We start from the raw sequence: 16,781 nt of genomic DNA, 5'->3' as shown, positions 1-16,781 counted from the left end.
TTAGTGATTCTACTAAATATATTTTTGTAACAACACTTCAAATGCTGGATCTGAAGGCCTGGTAGCAAATGCATCTATAAAGTTTCCTTGTTTATCAATCAACATAAAACGAGGCACCGATTGTAATTCATATTCCTTAAACTCGGTACGATTGCAAATAAACTGCTCTGAAGTTTTAGTATGCTTTGACAAATATTTATCCCATAAATTCTTATCGGAGTCAATGCTGATTGAGAGGAATTTCACAGTTTCATTTCCATATTTCTTTGCCAACTGCTCAAAATATGGCGATTCGGCCTTACAAGGGCCGCACCAGGTTGCCCAAACATCAATTACAACAAGTTTTCCTTTAAAATCAGATAATAAAATTTCCTTGCCCTCTTTGTTACAGATGGTCAAGCGAGGGGCTGCTTTCCCTGGCTGCAAATCATCATAGTTTTTAAAGGCTTTGCTGATGACCTCTTTGTATTCAACCTGTTCAATTTTACTCTCAATCTCAACCCTTTCTGAAAGAACTTCTGCAACAGGACCTTTATTTGAAAGATGATAAATCAATTCATTTGTTTTTATAAAATCAAGGATGGCCCGATCGACATTTTCCTCACCCAAATGTTCAACACATTCACCACAAATGCCTCGGTAGGTATCAAGATTCAAATAATCTGCATCTCCTCCTGACTGTATATATTTTTCTACATCAGCTTTGAAATATTTCTCTGCTTTTTGCGTAAATGCCGGCAATTCCTCTTTGGATAATTTTTTAAAATAAGCGGCATAGCCAGGGTAAGATAAATAGGAATTTGCAGCATCGAACATGATACGTCCCCTTTCCAGTTTTTTAAAACGATCACTTACTCCGTCTAGACTATTCAAGCTGGCTAAAGCTGACTTTACTTTCTCCTCTATTTTTATCTTTACTTCTTCTAAGGATGGGTCTCCTTTTAACAATTGACCTCCACTAAGGTACGATCCGCCTTTCGGAAAAGGCTTGGAACGAAGATAAAGACAGGCTTCTGCTCCTCTACCTGTAAAGGTTGCTGCCATTGGATCATTCAAATCACAAAACAAGCCGATGTCATCTCCTGGACTAAGATACAGAGTATTTCTTCCTAACCTAAAATAAGCAGGGGCATCCAGATTGAATATGATATCGAATTTATTTTGATCATCCAGATTAATTTGAATATTCTCCCTCAAAATATATGCTTGGGGCGTCTCAATTCCCATGCTCAACTCCGAAGCAAAATTCTTTAACTCGCCATGCAGGCGCACAGTTTTAGCATCCTCTTTGCAAGACACAAATGAAAGTGCCAAACAAAAAATTGCAATTCGTATTTTATGCATTGTATTTTGTTGTTAGTTTATTTAGAAGCAGGCTATGTTATGTATTCATTGCCTATCTTATGCTCAAAACCATAAGTTCAACTTAAGGTACAAAGATCCTCTCCACACATACCTGTTTTGGTATAAGTAGGTTGAATACCTTAACTTTAAAGAGAAAATCAAGAAGTCTTGACAGCCATAACTGCCTTGCAATAGTAGAACACCAGGTGTTTTGTATTCTACAATAAACACCTGGTGTATATTGTCATTTGATGCCTTACAGCATTCCGAATTTTATGATTTAATAAGTATTCTGCTCTAATACGCCTTCTGTTGTATTGATATCTGTATTTGGCAACGGACGAGCAAATTTTCTGGATTTCTTATCCAGTTGATAGGTGATTGGAGCTTGCGATCCTTCAATAACAGAAGATCCTATTGGATAAAATGTACGAGTCATAACCACATCATCAGAAGGATCTTCATTATTATTGAATCTTCTCACATCAAAGAAACGCTGTGTAAAAGGCAACTCCCTACGTCTCTCTTCCAAAATTTTGTTAATGCCTCAGCCTGGCTTGATGCAGATAAATTAATTACATCTTCCGAAGCCGTATTATCCATACGTTTCTCTCTTAGCTGGTTCACCGTTGTCAATGCTTCGTTCCAATTTCCTGTTCTTGCCTGGCATTCTGCTTTCACCAACAACATTTCACCTACGGTTGGTCCTGAAGGAATCTGATCTTTAAAGAAGAAAATATATCCGGGATAACTGATTGACATTCCCCGATCATAAGAATAATCCTCCACAATATGATATTTGTACCTTAAATCATAATCATGATCATAAAGATCCAATAAGTCAGGAGACGGAATATAAAACCAACTTCCGTACGTTAAGAAACGATAATAATACAGTTCTTTCCACTCCATTCTATCTGTCTGATCCGATTGGGCATCATGAGTGTAAGGATACCAGATTCTTTTTAATTCTCCATCAATGGTTTCTTCTGATACAATATCGGAGTAACGCATATCGGTGTTGTAATCCATCATTGCATTGTGATCAGCCAAAGCAGCCTCAGCATATGCCTGTGCCTTCGTGTAATCGTTCATTGTTAAATAAACTCTTGCTGCAAAAGCATTAATAGCCGGTGTACTGGCTCTCCAGCTTCTGTATTTTCCATCTTTCAATTTCAGGTCACGATCTAACTCCAAGGCCAGTTCCAAATCGGAAAGAATCAAATCCCAGGTTTCTTTCAAACTTGCTCTAGCCCCTGATTCCTCAAAGCTTGTTGAAGCTTTAATGGGAAGACCCAATTCACTCATATTTTCCTGGCTGTATGGCAAACAGTAGGTATTCACCATTTGGAAATAGCTGTAAGCACGTATAAAATGAGCCTCAGCCTTTAGACTTGCCTTCTCTTCTTCACTTCCACTCACTTTCCCTAAATTCTCAAGAATCAGGTTTGCATTAAAAATCTTCTTCCACTCTACAGGAAAATATGGTCTGTCGTCATCCGGAAGATAATTTACATCCCAGGTAGCATAATGAGCCATATTTACATTATAAATGGCATTCGAATTATCGAATAGATTTGTTAATAAACCATAATCATCTGAACCAAAAATCACATCATTATTTGGTTCACTTGAGAAAGAAGAATAACTATTCAATAAATTTTCTAAATGTTCCGTCGTTGCAGGAACCAGGGATGATGTTTTCGATGGTGGTTCACTAAGGAACTCATCGCAAGCAGATAGAAATATTGCTGTAAACATCACTATAAGTAAACTATATTTTTTCATTTGTATCGATTTTATATTTCAACTATAAACTAATCTTTACTCCTAGTGTATAGGTAGCCTGAGGTTTAAGAGTTCCAATCGGATATTCAGGATCTTCTCCGAAATCATTCCACAAGATGGTCCCCAGGTTATTCCCCTGTGCATAAACTTTAACTCTCTCGAACCCTAGCTTCGAAATTATCTGCTTTGGCAAATTGTACGACAAACTAGCTTCCTGGAATCTGATATGAGAAGCATTTTCAGTCAAGTAGGACATGTATGGAAAGAATCGGTCGTAGAAGTAATATCTTGGTTCATTCCCAGGAATCGGCACAATCTTATTAGGATCTCCATTAGCCACTTCCGAATACTTATTATTCACATTGGTATTTCCTCCTGTCATTGCAGGATAGTTAAAACTATGTCTGCGGTATACATGACCAAACTTACCCGTAACAATAAATGATAGGTCGAAATCGTAAATCTTAAATGAGTTGTGGAAACCTACAATGTAAGGAGCCACGGTTGTTCCTTCTGCCACCATAAATTTTCGAGCATCAGTACCCGGTGTCCATCGAGTCAGGCCATATGTATCACCATCAACACCTTTTACTGTAGGAACCATTTTAGGATCGGCCTCTGTTCCCAAATTTCTCATTCCTGCATACTCGAAAGACCAAAGTGTATTGGCATTCAATCCTTCAGAATAAGCATATGTCCCACCATTGTATAAATCATACTGACCATATGATGCTTTATAAAAACTTGTAATTTCATTCTTATTGTAAGCGAAATTAAAGTTTCCATTCCATTTTATATCATTTCCCAGAAGTGGCAAACTGGTGCCTATTTTCAATTCGATTCCCTTATTCACCATTTCTCCATTGTTGAATTTCTGGGAAGTTGTTCCATTCATGGAAGCAATGGATTGACTTACGATCAGATCTGTCCCTTTCTTGTGATAAACATCAATAGAACCGTGCAGTTTAGATTTTAGTACCGAGAAATCCAGACCAATATCCAATGATCTTGTTTTCTCCCAACGAAGGGTTGGGTTACCAAAACTAGAAACGTTGGCTGTCGTTTCGTTGGTATAAATATTGGCTGTACCACTCACCGAAATCAACGGCAAGAAAGAGGTAGACTTATCTACATTTCCATTATACCCATAAGTACCACGGAGGTTCAAACGATCTAACCACTCTACTCCTTTTAGAAAGTCTTCTTTTCCCATTTGCCAACCAAAATCAGTGGACCAAAATGGAGAATATCTATATTTTGGATCATCCGTAATCAAGTTGGATGCATCGGTTCTTATACTACCGGTAAGGGTGTATTTATCATTAAAAGTATAAGATAAATTGCCATACAGAGAGAAATATCTGTCAGTTGAATAGGAAAAGTAATGCTGAGGATCAAGGTTGATTGGATAAAAATATCTGGCATAAGTAATCGGGTAACCATTCCACATTTTTGTTGATGAAGAATAATCATTTAACAATCTACCTACCGTCAATTTGTCATCGTCGTATCCAATTACATCTGGTTCGCCTTTATATTCATATACCCTGCTTGACATTTCGGTACCTGCAACAAAGTTTATCGCATGCTTATCGGCAAAGGTTCTGTTGAAATTAACTTGATTTCTAAAATTGTAATTGCGAATAGTAGCCGAGTTTTGCTTTAACGCTCCACCTGAAGGCATGTTTGGCGTTACTACACCAGCATTTCTATCCCATGTAGAGGTTTCATTCACCATTCTTCGCATCGTGAACGAGTTCGCATCATATACTTTTTTGGTATCAGTTGTAAAATGCTCATACAAAATTTTGGTATTGTACGACAAGCCTTCCAACAACTTAAAATTAAGTCCTGCCTGTATTCTTGCATTTAAATCTTTGGTCGAAAAATCTCTTTGCTTAATTTCAGAGATTGGATTGTACGACCAATCGGAATTTGGAAAAGCAGTTTTTGGAACCAACTCATCAAGCACTGGTTTGTAATAATTCATATGACTCAAATCCGTCAAATTTCCATTTTCATCCATCAACATATCGTAAGGCTGAAGGTTTATGATATCACCAAGACTCACTCCATTATTTGTTTTGTCATTGTATTGCAGCATTCCTCCAAACTCAAAGTCTAACCATTTCGCCACTTCAATTTTGTTACGGAAATTAACCATGAACTTATCAACGCTGTTCTCCTTAAAATAATTCTTGTTGTTCTCGTACATGATGGAAAGAATATTAGACATTCTTTCGTTACCACCCGAAATGCTTAAATTATATTGCTGAGTAACAGGATTCTGCAGTAAATGATCCTTTATCTGAGATTGATTGTTTAAACCTGCCAATCGAGTCAATTCGGTATTCATTTCGGCTTCAGAAATTCGCCCCTGCTTAAACTCATTCATGGCTACAAAAGCTTGCGAATACCCTGAACCCACATCTGCTAAAGACTGAGATGGATATCCCCAGTAAACAGCACCTCCGAAAAGGTCAGAATTAAAACCTCTCTTTTCATACTCAATGGTTTCAGCACTGCTGGCACGTGGATTCACGTAATCCAAATCCAACTTGTTTCCTATTTTGAAAAAAGATGAAAATTCAATTCTGGCTTTTCCTTTTTTGGCTTTTTTGGTTGTGATTACAATTACTCCATTAGCTGATTTTGCCCCCCAAATAGAAGCTGCTGCAGCATCTTTCAATACAGTTACACTTGCCACATCATTTGGGTTGATACTTGAGAAATTTCCTTCAATCGGAAATCCATCAACAACAATTAAAGGCTGAGCATCAGCCAAAAGACTTGATTGACCACGAATCTCGAAATCAACTTCACCGTCGGCATTAACCGTAGTATTCACACCAGCCATCATACCTACCAATCGTTCTGAAATACTTGACGAAGGCTTCTCAATCTGCGAAATAGAAACCTTTTCAAAGGCACCTGTAGCTCTCTCTTTCGAAATGGTTTGGTAACCAGTTACCACAACCTCCGCCATCTGTTCGGTATCCGAAGTCAATGTAATATTTTGTTCGCTCTGACCGTAGTAAACAGCTTCCTGGGGCAACATCCCCACAAAAGAGAAAATCAAAACTGCCTTACCAGATTCAAGCTCCAAACTATAATTTCCATCAATATCAGTAGCAACACCGATATTGGTTCCTTTTATTACAACAGAAACTCCAGGTAGTGGTACACCCTGATCGTCGGTTACTTTTCCTTTAATGGTTTTCTTTTCTTGCTGCTCTGATTTTGGGGCAACATAAGGCTTTTGTTTTACAACTACAACCTTATCAATTACTTCATAAGTTAGATTTGTATTTTCTAAACATGAATTAAGTATTTCTTCCACGCTTGCCTCTTTTTCCGACACATTTATGTCCGTAATACTCTCAACATCATCCAAATCGTAAACAAAAGAGAATTCACTATTGTTTCGAATTTCCTCGAAAACCTCTATTAAAGTCTTATTTGTCAGCTTCATATCAAACCTCACATTCTGCGAATAAACACTGGCTGAAAGCTGGACAACACTTACTAATAATAGCATAAAAGTAATTTTCATAGCTAATAAAGGTTTGTAAAGTTTCTTGGGACAGAAACTCCGGTTTCCATTTTTTTGCATAAATTTGTATTTAGGGTTTAACAATTCAATTCCTTGCAGGGAATTGGGTTTTTATTCATGGAGCAGAGATTGTTGCAGCAAACTCTGCTTTTTTCTTGCTTAATTTTTTACAGTTATAATATTCGATTTAATTTCAAAATTCACTTTCCCTGTTTTCGAGATAATATCCAATATCTCATTAATGTCTTCATATCTTTTTACTTCAACCGAGAATCTCTTATTGATAACAGATTGATTCATAAAGAAAACCTTTACATTGTACCATCTCTCCAATTTTTCCATAATGGTTCCCAAACTGGCTTCTTTGAAATAGAAAACACCATCTTTCCATAAAGCATACATACTGGCATCAACATCTCGAACGAAAAAATGATTTTCATCTTTGGAAATAATGGCCTGCTGATCAGGTGCGATAATTACACTTTCGTTGTTCTTTCTCAATTTCACACTACCTTCAATCAAACTTGTAGTTATTGTATTTTGATCATGATAAGCTTCTACATTGAATTCTGTACCCAAAACTTCAATCTCTATATCTTTAACATCTACAATAAAAGGCTTTTGCTTGTTATGAGCTACATCGAAATAAACTTCACCAGCAATCCAAACTTTTCTTTGCACCTCACTAAACTGCACAGGATACTTAATCTCAGAATCAGAATTCAACCAAACCCTGGTGCCATCTGCAAGAGTTAGCTGGTACTCGCCACCTACAGGAACTTTTACCTGATTGTATAGCATACCCTCATGATTTGCTTGACCAGAAGCATAAGCCAATTTCCCTTTCTGGTTGCTTATTATAGTTCCATCCTTTTCTAAAATGCTATCGCTCTTCACATTTTCCAATTGAATGGTTCTTCCGTTGTGAAGTTGAAGTACAGCTTTTGATGAACCTGGCTCTATTTTCATTTCCGCCAACTCCTGTCCTATCTCAATATCCTTTGTAGAAATATGGTACAGGCCTGCAATCAAAACACCAATGATCAACACCGCGGCAATTCTCAGACTCCATTCTTTCAAGCGAATTACTTTTCTATCTGGTTTTATCTCCTCTCGAATCTTTATCCAAGCCGCTTTTTTATCCAAGGATTCCACATAAGCATTTCTTCTTTTGCGTTTCTCTCCTTGCTTAATTTGCTCGTACAAATTTTTATTATCGAGAGAACTATTCTTCCAATTCTCCAGCACTTGCATCTCATCAGGTGTCAAGTCATCAATGAATTCCCTCGAAATCAATTGAGCAATTTTATATTCGGTATATAAATTTTCCATTTAGAATTTTTGGTTTTCTATTAGTAAAACAATTAAAAAAATTTAGTAGATGAACACAAGGTGAAAAAAAATTACATTTTTTAACGATCACTTGCAATTTTATTGAGATTAATTGATAATCAGAGGCTGTGGAAAGTAATGAGTAATGAGTAATGAGTAATGAGTAATGAGTAATGAGTAATGAGTAATGAGTAATGAGTATGCAAAGTTCGAAACTTCTTTTCACTTCCGCTACTTTATACTTTATACTTTATACTTTATACTTGAACCTTCCAGCTACCCACTGATAACTGATAACTGATAACTGATAACTGATAACTGTTCATTGATCACTTTTACACCTCTCCAAGCAACAGAAGCAGTAAAAAGAAATAGTCTTTCAATTTAGTTCTTAAGGCTTTTAAGGAGTTGTACTTTAATGTTTTTACGGTATTAACCGAAACATCAAGTCTTTCTGCAATTTCCTGATTTTGTATACCTTGAAGGCTTAACATCATTACTCTTGCACTTTGCTTTGGCAATTCCTCTATTGCCTGTTGAAGAATTCTGTAGGTCTCTTCTTCTACAATCTGATTGTTGAAGTTTAGAAAATCCTCTTTGATTAAACTATCAGTGTATTGATTACCCAGCTTATCTCTTTTCAAATGATTTAAGCTTAGATTTTTTACCACCACATAAAGGAAGGATTTCAAAGAAGAAATGGTATCATATTTCTCTCGCGAATTCCAAAGTTTAATGAAAGCTTCCTGGGCAATATCTTCGGCAAGCGCATTGTCTTTTACATACTCTCGAGCTACAACACACATCGAAGGATACAGTTGATTAAAAAGCTCTTCAAAAGCTTTTACATCTCCTAATTTGATTTGATTAAAAAGTTGAGTAGTGGTCATAGTTCGTGGTTCTTCGGGTTCAAAAATAGAAATTGATTCTAACAAATCAAATTTGCCAGTTAAATCAATTAGTAAAAAAATTAGAATACAAACTACTATCCAAAAGGATAAAAGAAAGACCAACAATTCGTAAATCAGAAAAAGCCAGAATTGCCCATCTAAAATCGGAAACCAGAACCTACTATGTCTATTTCTTAGGCTAAGGACAAATTGTGAGTTAAAAATCGAAGGTGGATAGCACTCAAATACTCAGAAGGACAAGTCCATTTTATTTGTTAGGTTAATTGAACATTTCTGATATATCTAAAATTAAATTAGGGTACACATTTCCTAATTAATGTGTACCCTTTTTTATTCTAAACTCTTCAATAATTATTTACGAAGGATTATAATCTTCAGGAGCCAGTGGAATATCCCATTGTGGATTAAGGCGCAATACCGAATTTGAAATAGGTAGTATATAATATTCTGAATTGATAGGAGCTGTAAATACAGTTCCTGATTCAACAGGCGCAAGAGGAGTTTCGCCTACAGGCACTGCAGTGTATGTCATCAAGTGATGAGTCATCGTTGTCTTAGTCCATGGCTTGCCTGAATCATATGCGTCAAATCTTTTTAAATCAAGAAAACGCTTATATGATGGATTAGGCAATTCACGTCTTCGCTCATTTAGGATTTCATGTAATAATGCGTCTCCAGATAAGCTAGTTAATGCAGGTGTTCCTGTTTCGTAACGATACTCTCGTAATTTGTTTAAATCGGTTAAGGCATTTGCATCTTGTCCATTTCGAGCATACGCTTCGGCTCGCATAAGTAAAAGCTCTGGATAAGAAAATCCCGTAGTTAAACCTTCTCCTATTTTAGAAGCTCTGTAATACTGCTTTACAATTCCATCATCACCTCCAAACTCATCAGCATATCCTTTGGTCCAAAGCATGAACAATTTCTTTCTCATATCATTATCAGAAAATAATGCTTGATATTCTTGGGAAGCATACGATCTACTAGGTCGGCTAGGTGTTTTTCTATACAACAAAACTTCTTTACTATTCGATCTATTAAAATCAAGATCGGAACCACCATCATATTGAAGATCCAGCACCGTTTCAGAATCTACACCAGGAGGTGCTGTCATTCCATTATCGATATAAACAAATTTATTATAATCATAAATCATAGCATCTTCACCTCCTTTAGAAGATAAGGCATCAGCCAGGCACCTTCAGCATAATTTAACATTTTGGTAAAATCACCTTTAAACATGTAAAAGTATGCCAATGTTGCCTTTACTGTAACCTGATTATGACGCACTGAAGTACTAAAAGAAGGAACATCTTCCAAGGCAGAAAGAAGATCGGCTTCTACCAAATCGAAAACTTCCTGAGTAGTAGAAAGGTCAGGATTAACAGCTGTTGCATCAGCTGTTGTTCTAAATGGTATTGTTCTTGTATCATTGGCAGAACCCGGATTGTAAGCAGGGCCATATACCATACACGCATTTAAATAGTTCAATGCACGTCCGGCCTTTGCTTGGGCAATAACTTCTTTTCCATACCCTTCATTCTGACTTAGAAACTCTTCAACACCTTCAATTACATTGTTGTAATAATATGCAGCCTTATAGATACCCCAATCCCAAAAATAATCAGGATTAATAGGGTTATTATAAGGGCGATTAAATTTGTAAGCCATTAAACGATCAACATTAGGATTACTCACCTCCAATTCTGAAGCGAAAACATTCTCACTGTATTCATAATTATCTCCTAACATGGCAATACTACAACCATTGTTATTATCCATATAATCCCAAGCATAAACACTGGAGTTATTCAACAGTCGATCTAGTTCTTCTATTTTTGATGGAATTAATTTCCCCACAGGTTTCACATCAAGATACTCATCGCAAGATGTAAAAACCAGTGTTACTATTAACATATATAATAAATTCTTCATTTTCATTCTTTTAAACGATTAAAATTCAAATGACAAACCTGCATAAAACTCTTTCTTTAAAGGTAGTCCACGAGTTTCAGGGTCGATATCGACACCACTTGCTCTAAGTGTCATTAGATTTCTTCCTTGTACAAATACACGAGCCTTATTAAAGCCTACATGTTTTAATACACTTTTGGGTACATTATATGAAAAAGTGACATCACGCAGCTTAACGTAGTTTGCATTTAACACAAAGAAATCAGCCTTATCATACCACCATCCAGCTCCAAAATAAGACACTTTTGGATAAATTGTATTGGCCTCATCCTCTGGATTTTTCCATGCTTCTGCAGCATGTCGGTTCGTGATATTATTTCCTGTAAAAGCGTCTCCCCAAAATTTAGCTCCAAAACTTCCAACAAACATACAGGAAACCTCAAAACTCTTATATGAAAAACTGTTAGTCCAAGCAATATTGAATTTTGGAATAGAAGAGCCTAAGTAAACTAAGTCATCTTTTTTAATGCTATTGGGATGAATAATACTCCCTTCCGAATCATAGGCCTGAGCCTCACCTTGATCACTTAATGGAGCGCCTTTAAATCCCCACAATCCTTGCATTGCATAGCCTGCCTCATTAACTCCATATCCAGATGGCCATAGATAAGAAGTAGAATAAGGTCGATTTACATTGTATTCATTCACCTTGCTCTTGTTATAACTTGCATTTACAATTGTATTGTATAGGAAGTCTTTACTCTTAATCACATCAACATTTAAAGAAATCTCCAAACCTTTGTTAGTAATTTCTCCTGCATTTTTCGATAAGGATCGCACTCCTGTAGTTGAATCAATGGCATCTGGAGCTAACAAATCAGTGCTATGTTTTCTATATGCATCAACCGATAAGTTAATTCGGTTATTAAACATTGTTATATCGAAGCCTAAATTGGAAGTAGAGGTTCTTTCCCAACGCAATTGATTATTAGCCGGCGACTTAATTCTATACTCTATTCCCTGAGCTGTTTGGTTATAACCATATGATTCCAGAATCATGAAAGGACCTTCCGTCATAGAGATATTTCCATTGATACCATAAGATGCTCTCAAATTTAAACGACTGATAAATTCAACATCAAACCACTTCTCATTCGAAATTTTATATGTACCTCCTGCTGACCATGTTGGCTTATACCTGTATTTATCATCAGTTCCAAAGAAGTTTGTTAAATCTAATCTTATAGAACCACTTAGTAAAAAACGGTTATCATACTCATATGAACCATTTCCATACCAGGAAACAAAACGATTATCTCGATAATCTAATTCTCCTTCATAAATTCTAGGTAACATACTATTGTATCTACCCATCAGGTAATCTCCCCCATTCGAACCTGTATATGCATATATGTCGGAATTATCTACCGTTACAAAATCTCCAGAAATCGGATTGTACCCTACCTTGGTTGGGAGTATTGCATTATCAAATTGATCTCGGCGAATTTCATTCCCTGCAATAGCCGTTACACGGTGTATTCCTTCATTGAACGAACGGTTAAAACTTATCTGAGATCGGAAAGTATAGCTCTCATTAATATTCCTACTTTCATCTAATAAACCACCTTCCGGCAAGTAATGTTTTGAAGGATCTGTAGCAGAAGTTGCATCATTGTAACCTATTCTCATTACATGAGCATCAGCAGAGTAATACCCTCTTGTATTACTGTTACCTCGAGTCCATGCTCCTCCAATAGCTACATTTAGACCTTCTATTAATTCAAGACTTAGTTGCGCTGATAATCTTGCTTGTAAATCATTACTTTCATTGATACCCTCACGCATATCTTTCAAAGGACTGTATTCCCAAGATTTCATACCTACTTTACTTGCGTACACATTTTCTCTGGACGGACTTACATAAAAAGGAACATTATCAACAGGGTTACCATTTTCGTCTACGATATTGTCATATGGCTGCATATTATTGCCATACAACATGTTCGTTTTGGAAGCTTTACTCTTTCTATATACAATATTGGCTGAAGTTGAAAAAGTAATATATTTTTTAGGCTTCCATGTATTTTTGATATCAAAAATAAAACGACTACTCTTTGACATTAGCTCTTCTCCTTTTTCATCAAAGAAATTAATCGATGCATTAAACAAATTTCTCTCACCACCACCAGAAACATTTACATTATGCTGTTGTGTAAATCTGTTTCTTAAAGCATGTTCTTCAATTTGTTTATAAAGATTATTGCCTCTTAACTTATCGATCTCAGCCATAGCCTCGTCTCTTGTAATGATATTATAACTTGATTGCATCAATAGGTAATCAACATGAGACATACGTCTTGGACCAGGAGAATAATAATAAGGTGCACTATCAAATTTTGCAATCTGTGCATCTATATACTCTGAAGTTGTTGTAAGATTTAGGTCATTTAGATTGGTTTTTTGCGTAGTGCTAATCGTCCCTTTATATGAAACCTTAAAATCACCCTTGCTACCTTTCTTCGTAGTTACCACGATAACCCCATTTGCAGAACGCGCTCCATAAATAGAAGCTGCAACACCATCTTTCAAAATCGTAATGTTCTCAATATTATCCGAGTTAATACTATTCAGGTTGCCATCGTACGGAAAGCCATCCAACACGATTAGTGGTTGAGCCTCTGCCTCAAAAGTTGAAGCTCCGCGAATCGTAATATTCCCTTCATTATCAGTCACCAATCCAGTAGTCATCCCTTCAATAACCTGTGTTAAATCAGAAGTTAATTTGCTTTCTAAGGCTTCCTTTTTAATGGTACTAAACGAACCTGTTGCTCTCTCCTTCGAAATGGTTTGGTAACCAGTTACAACAACCTCTGCCATCTGCTCTGTATCCGAAGTTAATGTAATGTTCTGTACACTTTGTCCATTGTAAAAAACTTCCTGAGGCAACATCCCCACAAATGAGAAAATTAATACTGCCTCATCTGATTCCAGTTCCAAACTATAATTTCCATCAATATTTGTAGCAACACCAACTGAAGTACCTTTAATCACAATAGAAACTCCTGGAAGAGGCACTCCTTGATCGTCAGTTACTTTTCCTTTAATGGTTTTCTTTTCTTGCTGAACGGAAGTATCTACTTTTTCATCAACTTTTTGTTTTACCACTTCACGAGGGTACAATACAATCATCTTGTCCTCAACGCGATAATCGAGGCTGGTGTTTTTTAGTAGTTCATACAATACTTCATCTAAAGAGGCTCCCTTACATTCAATGGTAACATCCTCTAATTCCTTCACATACTCGTAATCATAGATAAAATCATAATCACACTGTTGTTTGATTTCTTCCAAAACTTTCTCAACACTAGCTGATTTCATTTGCATACTCAATGAGGTTTGTGAAAACAACTCATTGGCTTGCACACTTATAATTCCGAGTAAAAACAGAAATACACTTAGTTTCATGGTTAAGAGTATTTTTCGCAGCGGAGTGAATACACGCTCCCCACTGCCGGTAACACAATTTTTTTTCATAAATTTGAAATTGGGTTAGACACTTAGTTTAACTTGTCACAATTGAGTCCTTAGACTCTATTTTTCGGGGAACCTGGACCGTTCCCCGTTTTTTATTTAATCCACAGACTAAAGTCCATGGCCATTGCATTTGTTTATTTTTAGGACACATGATCTTGTATCCCTACAATTCTACTGTTTCACTTTTTTACTAACGAGTAGGTGATCATCTTCCAAGTGTAATTCTATTGGCGAAATTTCTTCAATCAAACCAATTAACTTATCTATATTCTCATACCTGTCTGTTACACCTGATATTCTTCTTTTTAACACGGCTTCGTCATCACAAATTACTTTTACTCCATACCAACGAGACATTTTTCTTAATACACTCTCCATAGGTTCACGATTGAAAACAAACTTTCCATCTTTCCATGCCGTGTATATACTCGTTTTCACCTCCCTCACTTCCATTTCGTTCGAAGCAAGATTCAATCCAACTTGCTCTCCTGGTTCAAGAATTACTTCTTTTGATTTTTTTGAAAACTGAACACTACCTTCAACCAATGTGGTTTGTATTTCGGCCTCATCCTGATAAGCCATCACATTAAACTCTGTCCCCAGTACCTCTACTTTCGAACCGTCATTCAAATACACATCAAAAGGTCTTTCTTTATCTTTGGCTACTGCAAAATAGGCTTCTCCACTTATCAACTTTACTTCACGTTTGCCTTTTCCAAACTTTTCAGGAAATTTAATTTCTGTTTGAGCATTCATCCAAATTTTGGTCCCATCAGACAATTGCATAAAATACTCCCCTTTTATTGGAGTTTTTATGGTATTGTATTTCAGCACTTCATCAGCTATCTCTCCTTGTTGATACACCAATTCATTATTTGTATTGCTCGCCAGTTTTTCTTTCCCAGATTTGATATCCTTCCCCTGGTAATCTTCCAGGTAAATGGTTTTTCCGTTCGACAATTCAAGAGTTGCCTTAGAACTTCCAGCTTCCACGATTACAGAGTCTTTAGTCCAATACACCTCATTAAGCATATAGGTAGTAACCAATAATGGAAGCATGATTACTGCAGCCCATTTCAAAACAGTTCTCAAACGAATTACTTTCGTTTTCAATTCGGGAACTTTCTTGGTAATCTTCTCCCAAGACTTCTCCTGATTAATTTTATCATATAATTCATGCTTCTTCTGAATTTGCTTCGAATCAGAAGCCAGCATATAACTTCTTTCGTTTCTTAATTTCCATTCAGCAAGTTTTTGCTGCTCTTCAAAGGTCAATTTTCCCACTTTTTCTTTGGAAATTAATTTTGCAATGTCGTATATCTCATTCATAGCTATGTGTGATTTTCTTTTTCTGATAGAGTGATCAATTCCATCTTTATAAAATCTTTTTATCAAGCACTTATCTTTTTTTTAGATACTGTTCTTTCTCCTGATTTTACTAAGAGACCACCAAATTGCAAAAGAGTGTTAGTTGTTTTTTGATTTTTTTAGAAAAAGTTGAAAGGAGTCTGGAAAAGTGAAATTAGTAATACAATATTCTAACACTTTATACTTGTGGACTGGAACGTGTAACTCGAAGCTTAATAATTTATTTCAAGCAGAATTGCCACCAAATATGCATACTTGCCCAATTTTTCGCGAAGTTCTTTATACGCATGCATTTTGTGAGATTTTACTGTATTAACTGTCAATCCCATGATATCAGCAATTTCCTGATTTTTTAATCCCAATAAACTGTATCGGATAATTTGTTGGCGTTGTTTGGGCAATTCACCAATGAATTTGTATAGCAATCGAGATACTTCTTCAGATAGAACTTGATCCAGGAAAAATTCTTCGGTTTCCAATTTGGGTAAGGATTCAGAAATGTATTTACTTTTCACCTGTTCATGTTTGATATTGTTCAAACACTTGTTTCGAACAGCTCTATACAAATACACCTTTAGAGTAATTTCGTTCTGATATTCATCCTGCTTTTCCCACAAGCTTACAAAAACCTCTTGTACCAAATCCTCACTCAAATTAATATCAGATACAAAAGTATTTGCAAATCCTACAAGACTCGCAAAATACTGATCGAATATTTTGCGAAAATTATCTCTGGTAAGTTTTATTTTATTGGTTTCGGTCAATGGTTGTGGGTTAAAAATTCGGCACTAAAATAAATAGTTTTATTTGAATCAGAAAAACTTCGTATGATTTCCTTACAACCATACCAAATCATTTAAGCACAAATATTGCGTAACATATCCACATTCATTTCACAATTATTTTCAATATCAACAATATTACTTATGTTTGTGATGTGCATACACCAGCACAACTTTTACACCAAAGAAAACCTCTAATATTTCTATTAAATCAATTCTCGGGTTTAATATTTTACCTATTTTTACCAACCCCTA

At 36.0% G+C, this 16,781-nt stretch carries 11 protein-coding genes; all 11 read right to left on the bottom strand.

The genetic code is table 11. The features are described 5' to 3' along the window. Positions 1 to 12 precede the first annotated feature (12 nt). The 11 genes from JCM15579_RS06555 to JCM15579_RS06510 all read right to left on the bottom strand — a co-directional run bounded on the left by JCM15579_RS06555 (position 13) and on the right by JCM15579_RS06510 (position 16,508). Entirely contained in the window at positions 13 to 1,344 is a 1,332-nt protein-coding gene (locus JCM15579_RS06555; RefSeq protein ID WP_054717490.1) for a TlpA family protein disulfide reductase, read from the bottom strand. Between the two features lie 280 nt (positions 1,345 to 1,624). After that, on the bottom strand, positions 1,625 to 1,828 hold the full coding sequence (locus tag JCM15579_RS21825) for a hypothetical protein (RefSeq protein ID WP_262493491.1): 204 nt from the start codon (positions 1,826 to 1,828) through the stop codon (positions 1,625 to 1,627). After that, positions 1,825 to 3,132 (bottom strand): RagB/SusD family nutrient uptake outer membrane protein, encoded by a 1,308-nt coding sequence (locus JCM15579_RS06550; protein ID WP_218186083.1) that lies wholly within the window; start codon positions 3,130 to 3,132, stop codon positions 1,825 to 1,827. The genes JCM15579_RS21825 and JCM15579_RS06550 overlap by 4 nt, the downstream gene beginning before the upstream one ends. A gap of 22 nt (positions 3,133 to 3,154) precedes the next feature. Next, the gene (locus JCM15579_RS06545; RefSeq protein ID WP_218186082.1) at positions 3,155 to 6,670 is read right to left on the bottom strand and encodes a SusC/RagA family TonB-linked outer membrane protein; all 3,516 of its coding nucleotides are present in this window, start codon (positions 6,668 to 6,670) and stop codon (positions 3,155 to 3,157) included. 174 nt (positions 6,671 to 6,844) lie between these two features. Continuing rightward, on the bottom strand, positions 6,845 to 8,017 hold the full coding sequence (locus JCM15579_RS06540; protein ID WP_054717484.1) for a FecR family protein: 1,173 nt from the start codon (positions 8,015 to 8,017) through the stop codon (positions 6,845 to 6,847). A 335-nt stretch (positions 8,018 to 8,352) separates the two neighbouring features. Next, positions 8,353 to 8,907, bottom strand: a complete 555-nt coding sequence (locus tag JCM15579_RS06535; protein ID WP_054717481.1) for an RNA polymerase sigma factor — start codon at positions 8,905 to 8,907, stop codon at positions 8,353 to 8,355. A 376-nt stretch (positions 8,908 to 9,283) separates the two neighbouring features. Next, the gene (locus JCM15579_RS06530) at positions 9,284 to 10,084 is read right to left on the bottom strand and encodes a RagB/SusD family nutrient uptake outer membrane protein (protein WP_054717478.1); all 801 of its coding nucleotides are present in this window, start codon (positions 10,082 to 10,084) and stop codon (positions 9,284 to 9,286) included. Continuing rightward, positions 10,081 to 10,863 (bottom strand): RagB/SusD family nutrient uptake outer membrane protein, encoded by a 783-nt coding sequence (locus JCM15579_RS06525; protein ID WP_172677378.1) that lies wholly within the window; start codon positions 10,861 to 10,863, stop codon positions 10,081 to 10,083. The genes JCM15579_RS06530 and JCM15579_RS06525 overlap by 4 nt, the downstream gene beginning before the upstream one ends. Before the next feature lie 18 nt (positions 10,864 to 10,881). Next, entirely contained in the window at positions 10,882 to 14,376 is a 3,495-nt protein-coding gene (locus JCM15579_RS06520; RefSeq protein WP_054717472.1) for a SusC/RagA family TonB-linked outer membrane protein, read from the bottom strand. 171 nt (positions 14,377 to 14,547) lie between these two features. Beyond that, a complete protein-coding gene (locus tag JCM15579_RS06515; RefSeq protein ID WP_157471365.1) occupies positions 14,548 to 15,705 on the bottom strand; it encodes a FecR family protein in 1,158 nt (385 codons plus the stop codon). Between the two features lie 251 nt (positions 15,706 to 15,956). Beyond that, a complete protein-coding gene (locus JCM15579_RS06510) occupies positions 15,957 to 16,508 on the bottom strand; it encodes an RNA polymerase sigma-70 factor (protein ID WP_054717466.1) in 552 nt (183 codons plus the stop codon). Positions 16,509 to 16,781 lie beyond the last annotated feature (273 nt).

Source organism: Marinifilum fragile JCM 15579 (assembly GCF_001310955.1).
Classification (GTDB): Bacteria; Bacteroidota; Bacteroidia; order Bacteroidales; family Marinifilaceae; genus Marinifilum; species Marinifilum fragile.
This window is presented reverse-complemented; position numbering and strand designations above follow the sequence as displayed.

Bases quoted from the DNA above. Each gene is read 5' to 3' on its own strand.
- JCM15579_RS06555 (WP_054717490.1), bottom strand. From the start codon at position 1,344: ATGCATAAAATACGAATTGCAATTTTTTGTTTGGCACTTTCATTTGTG.
- JCM15579_RS06550 (WP_218186083.1), bottom strand. From the start codon at position 3,132: ATGAAAAAATATAGTTTACTTATAGTGATGTTTACAGCAATATTTCTA.
- JCM15579_RS06545 (WP_218186082.1), bottom strand. From the start codon at position 6,670: ATGCTATTATTAGTAAGTGTTGTCCAGCTTTCAGCCAGTGTTTATTCG.
- JCM15579_RS06540 (WP_054717484.1), bottom strand. From the start codon at position 8,017: ATGGAAAATTTATATACCGAATATAAAATTGCTCAATTGATTTCGAGG.
- JCM15579_RS06535 (WP_054717481.1), bottom strand. From the start codon at position 8,907: ATGACCACTACTCAACTTTTTAATCAAATCAAATTAGGAGATGTAAAA.
- JCM15579_RS06530 (WP_054717478.1), bottom strand. From the start codon at position 10,084: ATGATTTATGATTATAATAAATTTGTTTATATCGATAATGGAATGACA.
- JCM15579_RS06525 (WP_172677378.1), bottom strand. From the start codon at position 10,863: ATGAAGAATTTATTATATATGTTAATAGTAACACTGGTTTTTACATCT.
- JCM15579_RS06520 (WP_054717472.1), bottom strand. From the start codon at position 14,376: ATGAAAAAAAATTGTGTTACCGGCAGTGGGGAGCGTGTATTCACTCCG.
- JCM15579_RS06515 (WP_157471365.1), bottom strand. From the start codon at position 15,705: ATGAATGAGATATACGACATTGCAAAATTAATTTCCAAAGAAAAAGTG.